Origin of the sequence: Beggiatoa alba B18LD, assembly GCF_000245015.1 — a bacterium.
Taxonomy (GTDB): domain Bacteria; phylum Pseudomonadota; class Gammaproteobacteria; order Beggiatoales; family Beggiatoaceae; genus Beggiatoa; species Beggiatoa alba.
This window is the reverse complement of the sequence record NZ_JH600070.1, coordinates 111,543-131,832: the sequence shown is the minus strand read 5'-3', so window position 1 is coordinate 131,832 and position 20,290 is coordinate 111,543. Positions and strand designations below refer to the sequence as shown.

The 20,290-nt window shown below is 40.5% G+C and carries 14 protein-coding genes; 4 read left to right on the top strand and 10 right to left on the bottom strand.

Features of this window, described 5'->3' with window-relative positions:
- Nucleotides 1–27 precede the first annotated feature (27 nt).
- Both BEGALDRAFT_RS00555 and BEGALDRAFT_RS00550 read right to left on the bottom strand, forming a co-directional pair.
- Nucleotides 28–663, bottom strand: a complete 636-nt coding sequence (locus BEGALDRAFT_RS00555) for a carbonic anhydrase (RefSeq protein ID WP_002682603.1) — start codon at nt 661–663, stop codon at nt 28–30.
- A 35-nt stretch (nt 664–698) separates the two neighbouring features.
- Complete coding sequence (locus tag BEGALDRAFT_RS00550; RefSeq protein ID WP_002682602.1) at nt 699–3,005, bottom strand: patatin-like phospholipase family protein; 2,307 nt, start codon at nt 3,003–3,005, stop codon at nt 699–701.
- Nucleotides 3,006–3,569: 564 nt separating this feature from the next.
- Between BEGALDRAFT_RS00550 and BEGALDRAFT_RS00545 the strand changes: the two genes are divergently transcribed.
- The 3 genes from BEGALDRAFT_RS00545 (at nt 3,570) to BEGALDRAFT_RS17660 (ending at nt 8,580) form a co-directional block, all read left to right on the top strand.
- Nucleotides 3,570–5,399: a CHASE domain-containing protein gene (locus tag BEGALDRAFT_RS00545; RefSeq protein WP_002682600.1), complete on the top strand. Its 1,830-nt coding sequence runs from the start codon at nt 3,570–3,572 to the stop codon at nt 5,397–5,399.
- Between the two features lie 237 nt (nt 5,400–5,636).
- On the top strand, nt 5,637–6,983 hold the full coding sequence (locus tag BEGALDRAFT_RS00540) for a YdgA family protein (RefSeq protein WP_002682594.1): 1,347 nt from the start codon (nt 5,637–5,639) through the stop codon (nt 6,981–6,983).
- A gap of 127 nt (nt 6,984–7,110) precedes the next feature.
- Nucleotides 7,111–8,580, top strand: a complete 1,470-nt coding sequence (locus BEGALDRAFT_RS17660) for a PP2C family protein-serine/threonine phosphatase (RefSeq protein WP_002682592.1) — start codon at nt 7,111–7,113, stop codon at nt 8,578–8,580.
- Here BEGALDRAFT_RS17660 and gcvA read toward each other — a convergent pair.
- From gcvA to BEGALDRAFT_RS00520, 3 genes are all read right to left on the bottom strand, one after another.
- Nucleotides 8,577–9,494 carry a transcriptional regulator GcvA gene (gene gcvA, locus BEGALDRAFT_RS00530; RefSeq protein WP_002682591.1) on the bottom strand — a complete coding sequence of 306 codons (918 nt, stop codon included), beginning with the start codon at nt 9,492–9,494 and terminating at the stop codon, nt 8,577–8,579. The genes BEGALDRAFT_RS17660 and gcvA overlap by 4 nt on opposite strands.
- A 508-nt stretch (nt 9,495–10,002) precedes the next feature.
- Nucleotides 10,003–10,701: a cytochrome b/b6 domain-containing protein gene (locus BEGALDRAFT_RS00525; RefSeq protein WP_002682590.1), complete on the bottom strand. Its 699-nt coding sequence runs from the start codon at nt 10,699–10,701 to the stop codon at nt 10,003–10,005.
- Nucleotides 10,702–11,077: 376 nt separating this feature from the next.
- A complete protein-coding gene (locus BEGALDRAFT_RS00520; RefSeq protein WP_002682589.1) occupies nt 11,078–12,121 on the bottom strand; it encodes an aminoglycoside phosphotransferase family protein in 1,044 nt (347 codons plus the stop codon).
- Between the two features lie 107 nt (nt 12,122–12,228).
- On the opposite strand from BEGALDRAFT_RS00520, the gene BEGALDRAFT_RS00515 reads away from it, so the two are divergent.
- Complete coding sequence (locus BEGALDRAFT_RS00515; protein WP_002682587.1) at nt 12,229–12,996, top strand: exodeoxyribonuclease III; 768 nt, start codon at nt 12,229–12,231, stop codon at nt 12,994–12,996.
- Nucleotides 12,997–13,306: 310 nt separating this feature from the next.
- On the opposite strand, the gene hisD is transcribed toward BEGALDRAFT_RS00515, so the two are convergent.
- The 5 genes from hisD to BEGALDRAFT_RS00490 form a co-directional block, all read right to left on the bottom strand.
- The gene (gene hisD, locus BEGALDRAFT_RS00510) at nt 13,307–14,629 is read right to left on the bottom strand and encodes a histidinol dehydrogenase (RefSeq protein ID WP_002682586.1); all 1,323 of its coding nucleotides are present in this window, start codon (nt 14,627–14,629) and stop codon (nt 13,307–13,309) included.
- Nucleotides 14,630–14,773: 144 nt separating this feature from the next.
- Nucleotides 14,774–16,069, bottom strand: coding sequence for a hypothetical protein (locus BEGALDRAFT_RS00505; protein ID WP_002682584.1), 1,296 nt, complete (start codon nt 16,067–16,069; stop codon nt 14,774–14,776).
- A gap of 171 nt (nt 16,070–16,240) precedes the next feature.
- Nucleotides 16,241–17,035 carry an SDR family oxidoreductase gene (locus tag BEGALDRAFT_RS00500; protein ID WP_002682582.1) on the bottom strand — a complete coding sequence of 265 codons (795 nt, stop codon included), beginning with the start codon at nt 17,033–17,035 and terminating at the stop codon, nt 16,241–16,243.
- A 712-nt stretch (nt 17,036–17,747) separates the two neighbouring features.
- Complete coding sequence (locus tag BEGALDRAFT_RS00495) at nt 17,748–18,842, bottom strand: efflux RND transporter periplasmic adaptor subunit (protein ID WP_002682581.1); 1,095 nt, start codon at nt 18,840–18,842, stop codon at nt 17,748–17,750.
- Nucleotides 18,843–19,082: 240 nt separating this feature from the next.
- Entirely contained in the window at nt 19,083–20,030 is a 948-nt protein-coding gene (locus BEGALDRAFT_RS00490; RefSeq protein ID WP_002682579.1) for a hypothetical protein, read from the bottom strand.
- Nucleotides 20,031–20,290 lie beyond the last annotated feature (260 nt).

The following is a 20,290-nucleotide window of genomic DNA, read 5'->3' as shown; positions in this document are numbered from 1 at the left end:
ATTGGGGGAATTGGCGAATATTAAGGATTATTTGATACCTAAATCGTAGATTTCCATAATGTCTTTTAAGATTTTTTTGAAATCTATTTTTAAATCAATCAGTTTTCCCGTATAAATGTCAAAAACCCAACCATGTACGGTTAAGCCTCTTTCTTTATAGGCTTGTTGTACAGCAGCGGTTTTAATGAGGTTGATACATTGTTCTTGAACGTTGAGTTCAATTAATCGGTTGTAACGTTGGTTTTCGTCAGTAATAGCGTTTAATTCTTTTTTGTGTAGTCGGTAAACATCGCGGATATTTCTAAGCCATGGGTTTAAAATCCCTAAGTCTTGCGATTGCATGGCGGCTTTGACCCCGCCACAGCAGTAGTGTCCACAGACAACGACATATTTTACTTTCAGGTGTTTAATCGCGTAGTTAAGGACAGACATGATGTTTAAATCAATACTAATCACCATGTTGGCAATATTGCGATGTACAAATACTTCACCTGGTTGAACACCCATCAGTTCTTCCGCAGTCACTCGACTGTCAGAGCAACCAATATAAAGAATTTCAGGGGTTTGCCCTTGTGATAATCGGTTGAAGTAATCAGGGTCGATTGATAGTTTTTCGGCTATCCACTTTTCATTGTTTTTAAAAACATTTTCAAGTTCCGTCATAAGGCTACCCCGTTCATCTGTTTAAATAAACCGTGTTAAAACAGGTTTCCCAGTGAGAGCAGGAAGCGCATACTGCCTGCTTCAGTGTAACCTGTTCCGAGTAAAACCATGCCTAGCGGGCTATCCCAAACAACTGCGCCCAATCCACCAAAAAGTAAATCATTCACTTGAACATCTTCTAATCTGTCCCATGCGTTGCCTGCGTGGAGTGAGGTTAATAAGCGAACATCTCCAGGGATATATTGTTGTAATGATTTAAATTTGAAGAGTCCTCCCACTTTTAGGACTAAGGCGTGTTGTCCACCGATATCGCCTTCTGGATAGCCTGCAAGTAAATTAATTCCGCCCGCGCTAAAGCTTTCATAAGCAGGCGCGTTAGAATTTAAGGTTGAATCAAAGTTTATATCTGCCATCAGTGTGGCTTGGTCGCCCATGGGGAGGTGTTGGCGGAAGTAAACGGAGAGGGTTTGATAATCCGCATCAGAGCCTAAAGAGTCTTCATATTGATGCCCAATAATTCGCACTTTTGTCCCACGTAGGGAGAAAATACGGTCATCTAAATCATCATAGCCCATGTCTAGCACAACCCCTGTGCGGTTAAAATTGCCTGTGGGTAATTCTTCAGCCTTGCCTAAGCGGACATCGTAGGAAAGTTGGTCATGTTGTATTCCTAATTTGATAACCGCGACATTGCTGATATTCACGCCCACATTGCCGCCAAACTCTAAGCCGTTGATGTCATATTCTCCAATGCCTTGTTTATTCCTAAAAATCGAGGGAAAAGTGCGTAGCCAACCAGCATAAGGTTCAACGAAAAAGCGTTGTTTATAGTCTAAGGGTTGATAGAGTTGGGTTTTAAAGCTGTAATTTGTGCCTGCAGTTAGTTCGTTAATCCATTCACCGCCTAACGCATTCATATTAAGTCGTTCATGACGAACCAGTAGGTTAAAGTCGGATTTATCATCGAAGGTTGTAGAAGCGTTAAAACCGAAACGGAGATAATCTGAGCCCCAACTTTTTTCTTTCACTTCAAAATTAATTTTGTCATGACCATCGGTCGTTTTTTCAATTTTATAAGAAACTTGTTCAAATTCATTGAGGGACATAATGCGACGGGTGACATGTTCTATATCTTCTTTTGAAATGGGTTTGCCAACTAAATGTTCCGCTTTCGCTATTAAAATTTTACTGCTAGTGCGTTGATTACCTGAAAAACTGACTTCTACAGGAATAACAGCATTATTATGAAAAGGTTTAAAGTAAGTGGCTTTACTGCGAAGTTTGGCTTTATATTCTGCATATTCTTCAGGGCTTAAGGCGAATACGGCGAGTAAATCGCGTTTTTTCATTGTCGCTTCGTAGCCTTTCTCAATCAATCCTGCTGCTTTATTAAAATCGGTTGAACTGTATTCATCGATATCAGGAATAATCACCATGTCTGCATCTTTCATGGCTTTACGACTATTTTGAATCAGGGAGACATAGAGCGATTGTTTTGCAACCGTTAAATAGGAGCTATTGGCTTCAATTTTTTCAAGCGGGGTTTCAATATTGATGGCAATGACTAAATTTGCCCCCATTTGTTTGACAACATCTGTAGGAATATTGTCTAAAATTCCGCCATCAACCAGCACTTTGCCATCAATTTCTACAGGTGAAAACGCAAACGGCACCGCCATTGAGGCACGCAAAGCAAGGGCTAAATCGCCTTTTTCTAATAAAACGGCTTCGCCAGAATTTAAATCGGTAGCGACTGCTTTAAAAGGGATAGGTAACTGGTCAAAGCTATCGACATAGAGGTCTTGTGTCATATAGCGTAAGTTAAGAAATAAATCTTGCGCACCAATAAAACCACTCGGAACGGATAAGCCTTGCTCGCTAACACCAGCCTCTAAACTAAATAATCGGCGTTGATTTTGTTTTTCTCGATAAGTGAGTTGTTCCCTATCGGGTTCACTGCGAAACATGCCCGCCCAATCGATATCGAAAGCGGCTTTTGTTAAATCTTCAGTGCTCAGACCACTCGCGTATAACCCGCCGACCACGCTACCCATACTAGTGCCTGCAATATAATCAATGGGAACATGTAGTTCTTCTAACGCTTTTAATACGCCAATATGCGCCATACCGCGTGCACCTCCGCCTGACAGTGCAATACCGATTTTAGGATGAGTCGGAGATGCAGTAACCGCTTTAGGTTGTACAACAGCACGTGTGGATTTTGTGGCAGTTGTTTGCATGGTTGTTGCGGCATGTTCGCCCGCTTCAACAGGTTGTAAAACAAATAATAGAAGATAAATACAAGCAAAAATGAGTGGAGTACAAACGCGAATGACCATCATTTCAATACCCTTTAGGCACTGAGGCAGTGAATAATTACAGTTTTGGCGGTAGGGAACAATGCAAGTCCTGAGTGATGCTATCAAACACTTTAACTGTTGATGCGGTAGGCTTGTCATACTGTGGGTTACTATATCACGACAGATATTTAATACAGTCAGAATTGTTATACAAACAGATTAAGTGAAGAAATATGCTGATTGATATTTATAAAGTGTGCCACACCAGAATAAAACATTACTAGAAATATTTAAAATAAATTAGATAGTTAAAAACTACTCAACCATTCATAATTCGTTATTAAGCTAGCCTTAATTGCTATCCGTTAAAAAATTCTCAGTTCATGACAGTTTGTCAAAATTTTGGCTATACAGGGGAAAAGAATAAAATAAATTGTAGCGATTTGTTTCCAGATTCTCGTAGTAAAATAAGATAGACTACTAAACCCGATAAGCAAAAAGCGGAATATCTATTTAATATCTCATCATTTGGTACAAATCTTGCCCAACCTTGAGAATAACGACAAGAAAACAATAGAACAATACGTACTGATTTGGAGCCTTCTCATGGAATTACAGAAAAAATTAATAAATACCAGTTTGTTGATATGGCAACGTTACATGCCCGTTATTTTAACCCTGAGTATAGGGATAGTGTTGTCTGTTGTTATGTACTACATCACACTGGAATGGGAACAACGCAAGATTCAAAGTGAGTTTACAAAACCCGCCGAAGACCGCGCATTAGCCATTGAACGGGCGTTTGCCTTACATTGGAAAGTGTTGCAAACCTTTCAAAACCTGTTTCGGGCAAATGGTAATAATATTGACACCACAACCTTTAACCGCTTTTCACAAAGTGTTCTAGCGCAACAACCCGCCTTAAAAGCGGTCACATGGATTCCTCGTGTTGCCACAGAAGGCAAAACAGATTTTGAACAACAAGCACGTCAATATCAACCTAATTACCGTATTGTTCAATATGATACGGTAGAAGTCACTGAAAAAAGCCAGTTAGTGCCCGCATTAACACGTCCAGAATATTATCCCTTCTTATATATTGAGCCTAAGCGTCGCAATTTGAATGGATTAGGGTTTGACATCGCCAGTTATCCAAAAGTTGAAAAAGTATTACAGACTGTGCGAGATACAGGAGAAATTCAAGCCATTCCTGATATGTTATTTGTGGATGATTCTAACTTATATGGATTAGCTATCTTTTTACCCATTTATAGACAAGATATTGTTATTGATAGTATTGAAAAACGACGTGAAGCCTTACAAGGCTTTGTTGTTGGCATTTACCAACTGGGCGATATTTTAGACATTGAAATGGCGAGTTATTTAGAACCACGCCCCGTTGATATTCGCGTTTTCCAAGTAACAGATGCCAACTCGCCACAGTTTTTATACTACTACCCAGGTGATATTGAAGACGATATTTTAAACCGTTTAACCGAAGAAGAATTATTTAGCGAAGCCCCACCCGCTTTCCAAGTGACTAGCCGCTTTACCAGTGCAGGACAACACTGGGAAGTTGTTTGCACCCCTTCTCCAGGTTATAACTTAGTAACTGGCGAAGGTTGGCAAGCGTTAGGTGTCTTATGTTTAGGCTTATTAATTACGAGTCTATTTGCAGGATATTTCTACGCCTTTATTCATCGCGCGTATCGTTTAGCAGAATTAGCCGAAGCGGCGAATCAATCGCAATCTAGCTTCCTAGCAAATATGAGCCATCAACTGCGCACACCGTTAAATGCCATTATCGGCTACAGTGAATTGCTCACAGAAGATGCAGACGATTTAGACAACCCCCTTATTACCCAAGATATTGATAAAATTCATACCTCAGCCAAATACTTGCTGTCGTTAAGTGAAGGGATTTTAGACTTATCAAAAATCAAATCGGGTAAAATTGAACTACATATTGGTTTATACAACGTTGTAGAAGTGATGCAAGAAGTTGCAAATATTGCAGGGCCATTGATGAAGAAAAACAATAACCAGTTGACCATCGATTGTCCTGAAAATATTGGCACTATCAAAGTTGACTCCACACGTTTGCATCAGATTTTAATCAACCTGTTAAATCATATGTCTGATTTAAGTGAAAGTAGTCAGATTACCTTTTCTGTACGACGTGAAGCCTTACATGAAGGCAAAATCGGCTTGCACTTTGCGATTAAGTCCCACCTTAAGAGCCTCATGACAGTTGAACAACGTGACCGCTTCCTTGAGCGTCTTGCGCGTGCCGAAACGGCAACCTCTGAAAAAGGCATTCGGATGGGTTTACTCATCAGCGCACATTTATGGCGACTAATGGGCGGACGGGTTGATATTGATATTGAAAAAGCTGAACAAGAAGGCACAATTTTCAATTTCTACTTACCGACCTAATCCCTCTCTTAGCCGTATTATCCTTAAAAAAAACCTGATAGAGCTTCATCTATCAGGTTTTATACTATAAAACAGCCAACTAAACGCACTATAAAACAGCGCGGAGGACTGGCAGTCTTCACAGGACTGCCAGTCCTAAATTTAAATCACTTTATGGTACGTTTACTATATTTTTTGATAAAGCCTTAATCTTTTAATAAACTTAAAAATTATTACCTTTACACATGAACCATTCTCATGATGAAAAAGCCCCGTATTTTCTTAATATTCAGTATTTTTCTACTGATAATCAGTGGCTTAATCCCTTATATCACAGGAATTAAAGCTGAAGAGCAATTTACGCTCATTTCAATGCAATTGCCTGATAATTTAAAAATCGTCAACAGCAATTACCAACGCGGTTGGTTAAATTCAACGGCTGAATCAACATTATTACTACGCGAAGCAAACGACACAGTACAAACAATTACGCTAACACATCAAATCGAACATGGATTTTTACCGCTAAAACCCGCCGTAATTTATACCTATATTCAAGCAGATTTATCCAATAATACCCCACCTAATCAACTCACAGGACAAGCAAGCCCGTTTTTTATTCGTACCGAATTACAAGCCAATGGTGATGTCAACAATACGTTGAACATGGAACGATTACGCTTGCAACAAGCAGATAATGCAATGCAATGGCAAGGGCTAACAGGTGAAGTTAATTTAAGCCAAACGGGACATCTTGCCAGTACAACCTTGAAATTACCCGCATTACACAGCCAATCCAAGTTAGGCGAATTAACAATCCAAGACTTACAATTACAAGCAACAGTAGAAGAAAGCATTGCCCATCTATTACTAGGACATGGTCATTTACAAATTGGCACATTAACGCTAACTAATCCATTCATAGGAAAAATTCAACTAAGTGAATTAACTATCAATAGTTATAATGTACCGAATGATACCTACTTAAATCTACAATTTTTGATAACCAGCAAACAATTACAATTAAACACGCATAACTATCAAAATGTAAAAATTGTTTTAGATTTAAATCAAATACATAAAGAAAGTTTGCAAAATATTATTGTTCAACTAAATCAATTACAAAATTTACAATTTACCTCGCCAACACAACTGAATTTTTGGCTTTTGGGAATAATGATGAGAGATGGAATTCCACTTTTAAAACATAATCCTACTGTCAATATTAGCGAACTAAGCGCACTGACTGATGCAGGCACGGTGAATGCGCAATTGAAGGTTCATATAGATAACTTACCTTCTGTATCCATTTTCACCCTAAACACACTCCCCACAAACTTTATCTATGAATTCTCATTAGAAGCCCCTAAACCATTTTTAAATAAACTAATACAAACAATCACATACTATTGGCTAACACCAGAGGCAGTATCCGCTACGATAATCGAAGCACGCTTGCAACATTGGGAAAAACAAGGTTTATTAATTGCGACACAAACAAATCAACAGTATAAAACAGAGATTACTTGGAAAAATAATAGGTTAAATGTGAATGGTCAAAATATACCCACACAACGGGTTGAAACCATAGAAAAAAACTATTAAAAAAATCTATAAAGGTATTCGTTTTATTTATAATAATTAAATATTGATATAACCTTATCAAAAAAAGGTGAGTTAACCCTATCTCCCTATCCATGCATACACCCTAATTCATTATATATAGACGCTCATGACACACCATAACGTACTTTCTCGCAGACAGGCAGCACTTGTGCTTTTAGGATTTATGGGTGTTCTATTGATTTTAAGCCTTGCAACCTTAATCGGTATTAAAAACCTAACCGCTTTAAATACAGAGCTAGAAAAATTAGTGAGAAATAACAATGTTAAATCCCAATTAATCACACAAATGCGCGATATGGTGCGAGAGCGAATGTTAAGCGTTCATACCATTACAAACTTAACAGACCCTTTTGAGATAGAAGCAGAATGGGAACGTTACAGCGCGTATGCTGGGCTATTTATTGAGGCAAAAACGCAACTTTATCAACTGGATATTTCCCCACTTGAAAGACAATTGCTAGACTCACAAAAAAACCTATTAGAAAAAGGGCAAACGATTCTTAATCAAGTCGTTGAATTATCACGAATAGGCTCATCCGACAAAGCCCGTCTGCTCGTTTTACAAGCGCAATCTATGAGCAATCAAGTCATGGATGAATTGCAAACTATCCGCACCGCCCGCGAACTTGAAGCTAAAAAATCAGCAGAGGAAGCAAGCCACGCCTATCACGCAACCCTCATACAAATGCTGATACTAGGCTGTATTGCGCTTGTATTATCAAGTCTTATCATGTGGTTTGTTGTAAAACGCATTAATCAACAAGAATCTCGTCTTGCCCAAGCCTTCCGCGAAATCTCCGTATTAAACGACTTATTACAAGCAGACAATCACCGTATGGGGACAGAGCTTGCAGTTACCCGTCAATTACAGCAAATGCTCTTACCCAAAGAACATGAATTACAAGCAGTCACAGGATTAGACATTGCAGGATTTATGGAACCTGCGGCAGAAGTAGGCGGAGACTATTACGACGTTCTCAAACATAATGAACGAGTTGTTTGCGCAATTGGCGATGTGACAGGACACGGCTTAGAAAGTAGCGTCTTAATGTTAATGGTACAAACCGCTGTTTGCACGCTACTCAACCATCAAGAAAGTGACCCCGTTAAATTTTTAGATACCCTAAATCGAACTATTTACCACAATATTCAACGGATGAATTCAGATAAAAATCTGACGCTGGCATTAGTTGATTATCAAGCAGGTAAGCTCTTTCTCAGTGGGCAACATGAAGAAATGATTGTTGTTCGAGCAGGCGGTGGTATCGAACGAATAGATACTATCGACTTAGGATTTCCCATCGGATTAGAAGAAAATATCGCAAATTATGTCGCACAAACGCAAGTAACCTTATATACAGGGGATGTCGTTGTGCTATACACCGATGGAATTACAGAAGCAGAAAATCACGAAAAAGAACAATATGGCTTAGAACGTTTATGCCAAACTATTAGCGAACACTGGCAAGGTTCTGCAAACGATATTCGTAGCGCAGTGATTAAAGATGTCCGTAAACATATCGGACAACATCGAGTATTTGATGACATTACCCTACTGGTTTTAAAAAAAATTTAACTCATCACCGTCAATGTTGATGCATCCTCCACGGCTGCCACTTCTGCCAGTAGCCAATCCCGAAAAGCGATAATTTTTACATTATTTTCATAATCTTTAGGATACGCCATGTAATAGTAATACACATTCGGCAATTGAATCTCAAACGGAATAATCAATTTACCGGCGTTTAAATCATGCGTGACTAATTTACGGTCAGTAATCGCAACCCCTAAACCTGCAATTGCCGCCTCTAATGCCAACGAAATCGTATTAAATTTAGGGCCGCGTTGTGGGTCGCCCACGTCAACATCTGCCGCATTTAACCACAATCGCCAATCATCAATCCGCACAGAGACCTGTAATAACGTTGCCTGTTGTAAATCGTTTAACTGCCGTAAAGGCAGATTCTTTTGATACTCAGGACTACAAACGGGGACAAGTTCCTCAGCCATTAACGGGTAATAACATAAATCCATCTGCTCCGTATTACGCTCAAAATGAATCATCAAATCAATATCCGAGCGGGAAAAATCGACGAACTCTACAGCAGTGACTAAACGCACTTCAATTTCAGGATAGGCAATTTGAAATCGCGTTAAACGCGGTACTAACCACCGAATTGCAAACGAAGGCGTTACACTCATGTTTAAAGGCCCCGTTGTCCGATTAGACGCAATACGGTCTGTTGCGGCGTGTAACTGCTCAAAAACAGCACTAACAGTCGGTAAATAAGTTTGTCCTTCAGGCGTTAATACAACTTGACGATTTAAACGGCGGAATAATTTAACGCCTAAAAAATCTTCCAATAATCGAATTTGATGACTAATAGCGGAAGGGGTGACATTCAGCTCATCAGCAGCCGTATTAAAACTGAGATGGCGGGCGGCGGCTTCAAAAGCACGAATAGAATTTAAAGGCGGTAAACGGCGCATAATGGTCTTTAAGATGAAAAAAATTCAACGGGTGGTTGAGAAACAATCGTTTGTCGAGTATTTCTTGAGCGATTATTATTTACCTCAACAAAAAATGCTGTAGTACGATAAAAAGTAGTAAATATAACTATTCTCTACGATTTCACAGGGTAAGCGTTTAATAACCCTTATAGAACATAAGGGAAAGCCTACTATTGTAGTGAATATTATCCTTGTCATGCAATCAGTGCAGACAAATTATCTACTGACAGCATCCTGCTTATCCGAAAATAAGCATTGAATATGCCAATTAAGCAGATACACAAAAAAACGTGCTTTTTCCTGAATTTTGTTTTGTAGTGCCCGTTTCTACAAGACTTTTGTACCGCGTTTGTAATGCATGGAGATTTGCGCTAAATGTAGGTAGGCTGACTATCTATGTTTAGCGCGATTTTTTTATGTGCTTGTCTTAAAAAAGTAATGAAACGCTGAATAAGGGGAAAACAAATTTCCCCCTACGACGTTTATGTTACTTCGCAAAAATAAATACTGCCCAGTAAACCCCCGCACCAATAACTGCCATTAAAACCAAAGCTAACCAAGTGCTTGCAAATTTCTTTGCCACGCTTGCTTGTTCAGGCTCAACCAGCTTTGTACCGATAATCATGGGTTTAACAAGGTTTACCCGTTTGTAAACTCGATAAAAAACAATTGCCGCAACATGTAAAACCACCAATAACATCAAAATATTAAAATTAATTTCATGAATAGCGGTTAATAAGCCACGGGTATCACTAGAAACGAATTTCGCAAATGCACCCGTCGTAAAAATATCATCATCCGCAAATAAGCCTGTTCCTGTTTGCACTAAGAGTGCGCACAACAATAAAATCACAGACCACCCACCCACAGGATTATGTCCCACATAAGGACTTGCTTGGCGACTGGGTAAGTGTTTTAAATAATCCAGCGTTGCGGAAATACCATAAATAAAATCACTGAAACGCGCATGTTTACTGCCAACAAACCCCCATACAATGCGAAATAGCACCAATGCCAGCACGCTATAACCAAAATAAGTATGCAAGGTCATATTATAATAAATATCTTCCTCAGCTGTTACCCATAACCCAATAATTAATAACACTAAAACCCAGTGAAACAAGCGCACAGGCAAGTCCCAGACAGGAATCGCTTTTAACTCAGTCGTATGACGTTCTGTTTCCATATAAATACCCTAACAATGTTGTGAATAGTACGAATCAAAACAATTGACGACATGGTAACAAACTCATAGAAAAACAATATTAAAAGCCATTAAGACAAGGCAATAAATTTCTAATAACCTGAGTTCGGCGAGTTTTATAAAATAAAACAGAGACCTGCTAGGTTTTAAAAACCTAGTAGGTCTGTCGGAACAGGCGAAAAGGTTTGAAGGACTGGCAGAGACTACTCTCTTGTTTTTCATCGTGATTCATCAGACAAGCTGTTGTCTTTTTAAAAGAAACTCGCCGAACTCAAAATCTAGGACTGCCAGTCCTTCGCATCGTTTTATAGTGCATTTACTATATTTTTTAAAATAATCTTGTGGAACTCAGGTTAAATTAGTTAAGCGTATATGTTTGTTTCCCTTGTTGTAATAAGGCAAGGAAATTTGGATTTGTCAGTAGATTTTCTTCAATTTTGTGTTGAATAAGCCACTGTTTTAATGGTGCTAAAACGGGATGGGATAAACCCCGTGTTAATAAGCGCAGTAAACGCGGTAAATGTTGTAAATATTGCGCTTTTCCATCTCGTTTAAACAGGCGCACAAAAATACCTAACACTTTGCAATGCCGTTGTACACCAAGCACGGTGTACCATGTATCAAAAGCATCACGGTCTAGTTGTGGAAAGGCTTGATAGTAATGGTTGCGTAGTGTTTCGCTCAGGGTGTCTGGCACATCGCGCCGTGCGTCTTCTAAAAGGGAGACTAAATCGTAGGGACTTGCGCCGAGTAATCCATCTTGAAAATCTAGTAATCCGCAGGCTTTTGCCCCGTCACGTCCAGTAAGTTGCATGAGGTTATCAACGTGATAGTCGCGCAGTACAAGGGTTGTCGGTATGGCGGGCAGTTGTGTCAGGATGTCTTGCCAACAGTGTAGATAACTGTCGCGGGCTATTTTAGGCGTTTCTACGCCTGTAATAACGGGTAATAGCCAATCAACTAATAAAACAGCTTCTGTCAGTAGCCGTTCGATATCGTAAGGTGGTAAGTCGATAGCGGTTGCTTGGGGGTGTTGGTGTAAAGCAATGAGTGCGTCAACGGCGGATAAGTAGAGCGGTAACGGGTCGGCTCTTTGATTGAGTAAACGGGTAAAGGTGGCATCGCCAAAATCTTCTAGGAGTACAAAGCCTGTATTGATATCTGTCGCAAATATGCGGGGAGCACTGAGTTGTAAATGTTGTAAGTGTTGGGCGATTTGTATAAAGGGGCGTACATTTTCGCGCTCTGGTGGGGCATCCATTAGTAGGATGCTTTCGTCGTCAGCGCGTTGTAAACGAAAATAACGCCGAAATGAGGCATCAAAGGGTAAGGCGGTTATTTGTGCGGATTGCCAGTTATGTTGAGTTAAGAAGTCTAGGCGTTGTTGTGTACGAATATCCATAGTTTGTCGTTTAATGAATGCTTGATAGCGTAAAAAAGAGGTGATGTAATGCGGGGTTTTATGTTCCCTATTTTAGGGTTTTGTTCTCATTCGGCAATCATGACTGTATGCGTATTATTACTTTAAATTTGAATGGTATCCGCTCTGCGGCAAAGAAAGGTTTTTTTGATTGGCTGGCGTTACAACAGGCTGATATTGTTTGTTTGCAGGAAATCAAAGCACAATCGGCGCAATTAACTGATAGTTTATTTTATCCTCAACCGTATCATTGTTATTACCATGAGGCAGAGAAAAAAGGGTATAGCGGTGTTGCATTATATGCGCGTCGTCAGCCTGATGCGTTGCAAATGGGCATCGGTTGGGTGGATATTGATTGTGAGGGGCGTTATTTACAGGCGCAGTTTGGCGATTTATGCGTGATTTCTTTGTATATGCATTCAGGGTCATCTGGTGAGGAACGCCAAGCGTTAAAATTTAGTTTTATGGCGCGTTTTCTCCCACATTTGCAGGAGCTTAGAAATAAATATCAACATGTTGTAATTTGTGGCGACTGGAATATTGCGCATAAGCCGATTGATTTAAAAAATTGGAAAGGTAATGTTAAAAATTCGGGATTTTTGCCAGAAGAACGGGCATGGATGGATAAATTATTAACGGAAACAGGTTATAGCGATGCCTTTCGTGTGGTGAATCCGTCCGCAGAGCAATATACTTGGTGGTCTAATCGTGGTCAGGCGTGGGCAAAAAATGTTGGTTGGCGAATTGATTATCAGATTATTAGCGATAATTTGCAGGCTCATGTTAAACAGGCTGAGATTTATACGACTCAGCGTTTTTCAGACCACGCGCCTTTATTGATTGATTATGCTTTTTAATTTTTTATTTTTTTGCTATTAACTTGAGTTCGGCGAGTTTTATAAAACAAAACAGAGAGCTGCTAGGTTTTCAAAACCTAGCAGGTCTGTCGGAACACGTGAAAAGGGTTGAAGGACTAACAGAGCTTACTCTCTTGTTTTTCATCTGGATTCACCAGACAAGCTGTTGTCTTTTTAAAAGAAACTCGCCGAACTCAGGTTATATATAGTACAACCAAAAAAACAAGGGGTTTCTTCTACAATCTAAATAATAGAAGAAACCCCTTGTTTATTGGAAAAATTTTGCTGAATTTAAATTAAAATCCTGTACTTACTTTTTTCCTTCCAGCATATTTTGCAAAATTCGATATTCTGCCGAGCGGGCGTGTGCGGCGAGTCCTTCGCCTTGGGCTAAGGTTGTCGCAATTTGTCCGAGTTGGTGCGCCCCTTCTTCTGAACAGAAGATGATAGAGGAACGTTTTTGAAAGTCGTAAACCCCAAGCGGGGAGGAAAAACGCGCCGTGCCTGATGTGGGCAATACATGGTTAGGGCCTGCGCAATAATCGCCTAACGCTTCAGCAGTGTAGCGTCCCATAAAAATAGCACCCGCATGGCGGATTTTTTTCACTAGTTCTTGTGGTTCTGCAACAGATAATTCTAAGTGTTCAGGGGCAATGAAGTTTGCAACTTCGGCGGCTTCGTTTAAATCTTTGACGTGAATCAACGCGCCACGATTTTGCATAGAGGTGCTGATAATGGTCGCGCGGGGCATTTGTTCAACTAATACGTTGATACTATTTTGTACGGCTTCTAAAAACTCAGCATCAGGGCTAACAAGTATCGATTGTGCTTGTTCATCATGTTCCGCTTGTGAAAATAAGTCCATGGCAATCCAATCGGGGTCGGTTTGTCCATCACACACAACCAGAATTTCGGAGGGGCCTGCAATCATATCAATGCCGACTGCACCAAATACCATGCTTTTTGCGGTTGCGACATAAATATTTCCAGGTCCGACAATTTTATCGACTTTGGCAATTTTTTCTGTGCCATAGGCTAAGGCTGCCACGGCTTGCGCACCGCCAACGCTATAGACTTTGTCAACGCCTGCAATAGCGGCTGCTGCTAATACCATGTTATTGAGGATGTTATCAGGGGCAGGCACGACCATGATAATTTCTTTAACTCCCGCAACTTTGGCGGGTAAGGCATTCATCAGAACGGATGAGGGGTAGGCAGCTTTGCCACCGGGTACATAAATGCCGACACGGTCTAACGGGGTGATTTGTTGACCTAATATTGTGCCATCAGGTTCGGTATAGTGCCAAGAGTCTTGTAGTTGACGTTGATGATAGGCGCGTACTCGTTCGGCTGCTTTTTCTAGGGCTTTGCGTTGATTTTTTTCTAGGGTTGCTAGGGATTGTTGTAGGCGTGTGTCGGGAACTCGTAGCTCGTCGCTGTTTTGCAGTGTGCGTCTATCAAATCGATTGGTGTAGTCTAGTAAGGCATTATCGCCACGATTGCGTACATCGCGGATAATGTCGCGTACTGTTTGAGTAATTTGTTCATCGGCAACACTTTCCCATGCGAGTAAGGCTTTTAAGTCTGTCCAGAACTGGCTGTCATTGGTATTTAAACGACGGATTGATAGCATAATAGTCCAATGGTTCGGTTATTGTAGTAAACGTACCACAAAGTGATTTAAGTTTAGGACTGGCAGTCCTTCGCATCGTTTTATAGTGCGTTTACTATAGTGTTTAATTGTATGCGTGATAACAGGATAGTTGTTATTTATCTACTATGCAGACAGTCCGTTTAAACGTCCCCAAGCGAGTGCATAGTCATTAATGTCTTTTACCCATGCTTTTAATGGGATTTCAGACCAGTCTAATGGGTGCATCGGTACTGTCCCTGTGCGTCCTTCTGAATCATCTAATTCACAGTGGGGCGTGTGCATGGGGGATGCTGACCATGCCCTCAAGGGATTACGTACCACAGGATTTCCCGCTACTTTTGCCATCCCCATTGCTTCTAAACTATTTAGATATCTGGATTTGCTGTGGCGAATTTCATAGTTTGTGGTGGTGGTTGGGTCAAGAATAAACGCATCTACCCCTGTTGGACCTGGCGTGACTATCATGTAATCGGGATGGAGTTCTAATGCTGTCCGATTGATAAAACCGCTACGATGGGGGGTGCGTTTCGCAAATCGGGGTTCTACCCAAAGGCTGATACTCACATCGGCTTTAATCAAGCGAATTTCTCCTCCTAGAAATAAAGCACCAACAGGGTCGTCATAGCATCGCCAGCCTAATGATTCAAAAATTTGTAGCAGTTTTACCCCGCACCAACGTTGATATAAATAGGGGGTATCTGCCATTTCTACCACCCCATTCAGTAAGTTGTATAAAAAACCAGGTAAAAATTCAGAGGGGTCTAGCAATTGTTGAGCGTATCGTCTTAAATGCAACCATGATGCCGACCGTGGGTAGGGTGCGGGTAAATTCGGTGAGGGCATAAAGCGAATTTGTACCGTGCGCAGTAGAAGCGTGGCGGCACTGGTTAATTTAACTTCAGCTTCGGTTAGGCGAGAACGCATACTGAGTAAGGTAGCGCGGTCGTTTTGTGCATAAGCTGAATCACCCTTTTGACTGAGTAGGGAATTATCGATGTATTTATTGGTACGAGTTTCTAGGTTTTTTAACGCGGATTGTTGTAGCTCTAATAGGTAGAGTAACCAGCGTAAGGGGCGTATATCTAATTCAGCAATGGGGACTGTTGTCAGCCAACGCGCAGGTAATAGGCGTTTTTGGGTATCTTGTTGATAATCGCTCGCCCGTGGGGAAAAAGTGCCATATTTGGGTACGGGTGTGTAATGCACGTTTACTTTACGGGTTGCATCTGTTGTGCGTAGTTCGTTGACGAGTTTGGGGACTAATCCCGTTAGAAAATCAATAGATTTGAGTAATGCCGCCGTACTGGCAACAGTGCCTAATCCCGCAGAAATTTGTTGACCTGTATGCAGTCCAGGGTCAAGTAACTCGACAGAAAAAGCTTTTAAATCATCAACGAGTTGTTGAATAAAGTAATTCATAAGACCTGTTTTAAATGATGATGCAGTCGATTGGGTGATTATTGTACGTGTGTATCGTGAAAGTTAGCGAACAGGATAAAAAAACGATTTGTATTATTGGTGAAATAGGGGTTTATGGTTTTTTCTATTGTAAAAACAAATAATTATGTGTGTTTGCAATGTTATTGGTATTTAACGTAATCCCGCAATCGCGCCACCATCTACCGCAATGGCACTGCCTGTGATGTAAGAAGCGCAATCTGAACAGAGAAAGCCGACCAAGTTAGCTAATTCTTGCGGTTGACCGTAACGCCCTGCGGGAATGGCTTCAAAATCGCGTGCCATTTCTTCATTTAAATGACGTTGATGTTGTTCGGCACGAATACGAACTAAATTCATAATTCTATCGGTATTAATCCGACCAGGCATCACACAATTGACGGTTATATTATCTTTTGCGACTTCTGTCGCTAGGCTTTTCGCATAAGCATGGAGTCCGCTACGAGCGACATTGGATAGGGCTAAATTTGGCAGCGGTTGCACAGCAGCGGATGAGGTAATATAGACAATGCGTCCCCATTTACGATTTTGCATACTGGGCAAAACCCTTGAGGATAATGCGATCATGGAAAGCAAGTTATTTTCTATGGCGTTTAAATAATCTGTCGTTTCAAAGGCTAAAGCATTCCCTACGGCGGGTCCGCCTGAACTACAGACAAGGATATCGACCATGCCTAATTTTTCTTGTACATGGCTGAATAAGGTATCGACGGTTTGTCGATTTGTATAGTCTGCTACCATGCCAACGATGTTGGCGGGGTCTGTGGTTTCTGCCAATTTAGCAACGGCTTGTTTAACCTTTTCAGGGGTACGTGCACAAATAGCAACTTTTGCCCCTTCTTGTAGTAATACTTGCGCGGTTGCAAATCCTAAACCTGTCGACGCGCCTGTGACTAAAGCGACTTTATGACGAATACCAAAGTCCATGATGACTACTCCTTTAGTGCAATGAGAAAGGTTTTAATAATTCAGACAATCATGTGTTAATAATAAGTTAATCAACTAGATGAGTTATCTGATAATGGATATTTATCTCGAACAGTTGTTTGTTTTACCTTTTATAGTGTTGCCTGAGTGAGCTTTACAAGAGGTTGATAAAGGTTTGTTGGGAAAATTACATGAGGAACAGCATAGCAAGCCATGCTTGACAACTCCAGTAATAATATAGGCTGTTGTGGAAGGCTAGAATAACCTGAGTTTGGCGATATTTATAAAATAAAACAGAGACCTGCTAGGTTTTGAAAACCTAACAGGTCTGTCGGAACACGCGAAAAGGGTTGAAGGACTGGCAGAGATTATTCTCTTGTTTTTCATCGGGATTCTCCAGACAAGATTAAAACCTTGTCTGAATCAGGATTTTCAGGATTAACAGGATTTAAAACCCTTAAACCAAAAAGTCAGGTGAATCACGCTTTTTAATTCTGCTAATTCTGATTCAGACAAGCTGTTGTTTTTTTAAAAGAAACTCGTAAAACTCAGGCTAGAATAGCGTAAGCGGCAATACAAAAAAAAACGACGTATTATCTCTCATTAATACGTCGTATTCCCAGATACTAGGCTTGCGGGAAAAAATTGCTCAGGAGTTTTAAGCGCAAACAAACTACCTACAATTTACTTCTGTACAACTTTACAACGAAAACTATAGCGTTAATAACTTAACCCGTTGTCCTGCATAGAGCTTATGTGTTCCAGCAGTCACGACCCATTGCCCACCACTTAAGCCTTCTATCACACGCACTTGATTATTGTGGTAATCACCTAATTTAACAGGGATTTGCTTAACCGTATTATTTTGTGAATCTACCACCCAAACGCTGGCTTGTTCCCCTTGTGCATATAAGGCTGAAATCGGTAATAACACGACTTGTTCATCCGTTTGACGTTGTACAGCAACATTCGCAGTCATCCCTAAGTGAATACTGTCATCGGCATCAATAATGCTGATACGTACCGCATAGGTTCTGGTGCTTGCATCGGCATTCGGGGCAATTTCCCGTATTGTGCCTTGCCATTGCTTGTTAGGATAAGCCCATAAGGCAATATTAATTGTGGGATTTGCTTTTAATTGGGCTAAGTGGTTTTCAGGAACACTAATATCGACTTCTTTTTCTTGTAAACGGGCAATGCTGACAATGCTTTGTCCTGCATTCACAACTTCCCCTGCTTCCGCAGAGACTTGCATGACAATACCGTCTCTATCTGCATATAAATCTGTGTAGTTACTTTGATTCTCGTTGACTTCTAAACCTGCTTTGACTTGTTTTAAGCGGGCGGATGCGGTGTTGTATTTATTCACAATTGCATCATAGTCATTACGGCTGACAACGCCTTTTTCCACCAGACTTTGATAACGTTTTAAATCTGCTTGGGCTTTTGTCACATCGGCTTGAGCTGAATTGACTTCTGCACGACTGCTTAAAACATTTAATTTGTAATCGGTAGGGTCTATACGGGCTAATAATTGTCCTTTTTTCACGCTATCGCCAACGTCGACTTTGCGTTCAACGACCTTCCCTGAAACGCGAAACCCTAAATCAGTGACATAACGGGCTTTCACTTCGCCTGCATAAACATTGATTTCTTCAACTTGTTGAAACTGTACTTGTAATGCTCGTACGGGGCGAATTTCTTCTGCTGTTGTTACTTTTTCTTCTGCTTGAATATCACAGCCTGCTATGCCAATAAAACCGATAAGCAGTACAACAGGTTTCCATGAAACAGTTTTGATAAACATGGTTTTTCTCCGTACAACGGCACTGAAATGAATGAAGGTGACGATTTGATTAAAAAATACGATTGTTCTTTTTTTGACTCTTAGTCAAATTTTAGCTGTAGGTATTTTTTTGTCAAGCTGTGCGAATAGAAAAAATAAAATATTCAAATGACCGTTTAGGAAATGAGACAAACAGGTTAGAAAGAACAAGGTAAGGCTAATGCTTTTAAGCACTAGCCTAAAGTTAAAGTGACAACTGTATTAATTTGTTGCCACTCTACGCACCCAAACGGGGGAGAATGGTGGGTTATCACGATACCATGCGACATGGGTATCTGCTTGAGGGGTATAGGCAAATCCGTTTTGATAAACGCCAGCCATTAAACTATCAAATCCTGTATGCGCTAAGGGTTTAACATTGGCATAGTGTTCATCTAGGGTTAATTCCACTTTAACCAATTGTGGCATTGTGCCATGTAATAAATATAAAACAGAACCCGCTTGCCAGCTCATGGCTTGGACAGAAACCAAATTCCAGATTAACCAATTACTATTTAAAACAGTAGTTTGTTCTTTTGGTAAAGGGCTATTTAATTGAACAGTCATAACGTTTTGCGGATTCGCTAAGGCAATACGCCACAAGCTACCATCATGCGCAATGCCAAATAAATATTGTGCAGATTTATTTAAAATTAAGGCATTTAATGGCTTTGGAACGTTGCCCCATGCAAGCACTTGCATACTATTTGGGTCAACTCGATAAATTTGTGTGCAATTCACCCCGCTTAAATAAGCAGCCCCCGTATTGTCTAGCACTAAAGCTGTTAAAGGCGGTTGGCATTGTGCTTGACTTGGCAAAGCGATTTTTTGCAGTAATTGCTGATTATTCAATGCATATAAGCTCACATTGTCTTGATCTAAGACCCACAAACGCTGTCGAGTATTATCCACACTTAACCGTAATGCATGTTGTCGCCCGTCACTATATGCAGGTTGGAATTGTCTGTGTTTTGTGCCATTAGCTTCGACGAATTGGATAGATGCATCGGCATAGCTCCCCACTAAGAAAACATCTTGCGCTGCCCAATAAGCCACACTAATCGGGTAAAATGGTTGCTCTGTCTGTGCAGATTGTTCCGCCTGACAGCCCGATAAAAATACGAAAGCCCATAAAAAACCTAATAGCCTCATTGATTGTCTGATAAACATGTTTGTTTCCCTCATGACAAACGTTATTTCATTATGTTGTCATAACAATAGTGAAGCCTTAGAAAACAAAACAGATACAGTTTTTTAGAAAAAACGACAACCTGTACTGGTTTATCCGCCTGTACAGGGTCGCTGACACTCTGAGTGAGCTGTCGAAATAAAGCACGCGGTTATCGACCTATAGTGACGTTGCTTAACAAGGGCATCCCCTTGCAACAACTGATTAAACGCGATAGTTTACGCATCAAACTGAACAACAA

Coding starts and splice junctions, on each gene's coding strand:
- BEGALDRAFT_RS00540 (WP_002682594.1), top strand. CDS start 5,637: ATGATGAAAAAGCCCCGTATTTTCTTAATATTCAGTATTTTTCTACTG.
- BEGALDRAFT_RS00515 (WP_002682587.1), top strand. CDS start 12,229: ATGCGTATTATTACTTTAAATTTGAATGGTATCCGCTCTGCGGCAAAG.
- BEGALDRAFT_RS00505 (WP_002682584.1), bottom strand. CDS start 16,069: ATGAATTACTTTATTCAACAACTCGTTGATGATTTAAAAGCTTTTTCT.
- BEGALDRAFT_RS00550 (WP_002682602.1), bottom strand. CDS start 3,005: ATGATGGTCATTCGCGTTTGTACTCCACTCATTTTTGCTTGTATTTAT.
- BEGALDRAFT_RS17660 (WP_002682592.1), top strand. CDS start 7,111: ATGACACACCATAACGTACTTTCTCGCAGACAGGCAGCACTTGTGCTT.
- gcvA (WP_002682591.1), bottom strand. CDS start 9,494: ATGCGCCGTTTACCGCCTTTAAATTCTATTCGTGCTTTTGAAGCCGCC.
- BEGALDRAFT_RS00495 (WP_002682581.1), bottom strand. CDS start 18,842: ATGTTTATCAAAACTGTTTCATGGAAACCTGTTGTACTGCTTATCGGT.
- BEGALDRAFT_RS00545 (WP_002682600.1), top strand. CDS start 3,570: ATGGAATTACAGAAAAAATTAATAAATACCAGTTTGTTGATATGGCAA.
- BEGALDRAFT_RS00490 (WP_002682579.1), bottom strand. CDS start 20,030: ATGTTTATCAGACAATCAATGAGGCTATTAGGTTTTTTATGGGCTTTC.
- BEGALDRAFT_RS00520 (WP_002682589.1), bottom strand. CDS start 12,121: ATGGATATTCGTACACAACAACGCCTAGACTTCTTAACTCAACATAAC.
- BEGALDRAFT_RS00525 (WP_002682590.1), bottom strand. CDS start 10,701: ATGGAAACAGAACGTCATACGACTGAGTTAAAAGCGATTCCTGTCTGG.
- BEGALDRAFT_RS00555 (WP_002682603.1), bottom strand. CDS start 663: ATGACGGAACTTGAAAATGTTTTTAAAAACAATGAAAAGTGGATAGCC.
- hisD (WP_002682586.1), bottom strand. CDS start 14,629: ATGCTATCAATCCGTCGTTTAAATACCAATGACAGCCAGTTCTGGACA.
- BEGALDRAFT_RS00500 (WP_002682582.1), bottom strand. CDS start 17,035: ATGGACTTTGGTATTCGTCATAAAGTCGCTTTAGTCACAGGCGCGTCG.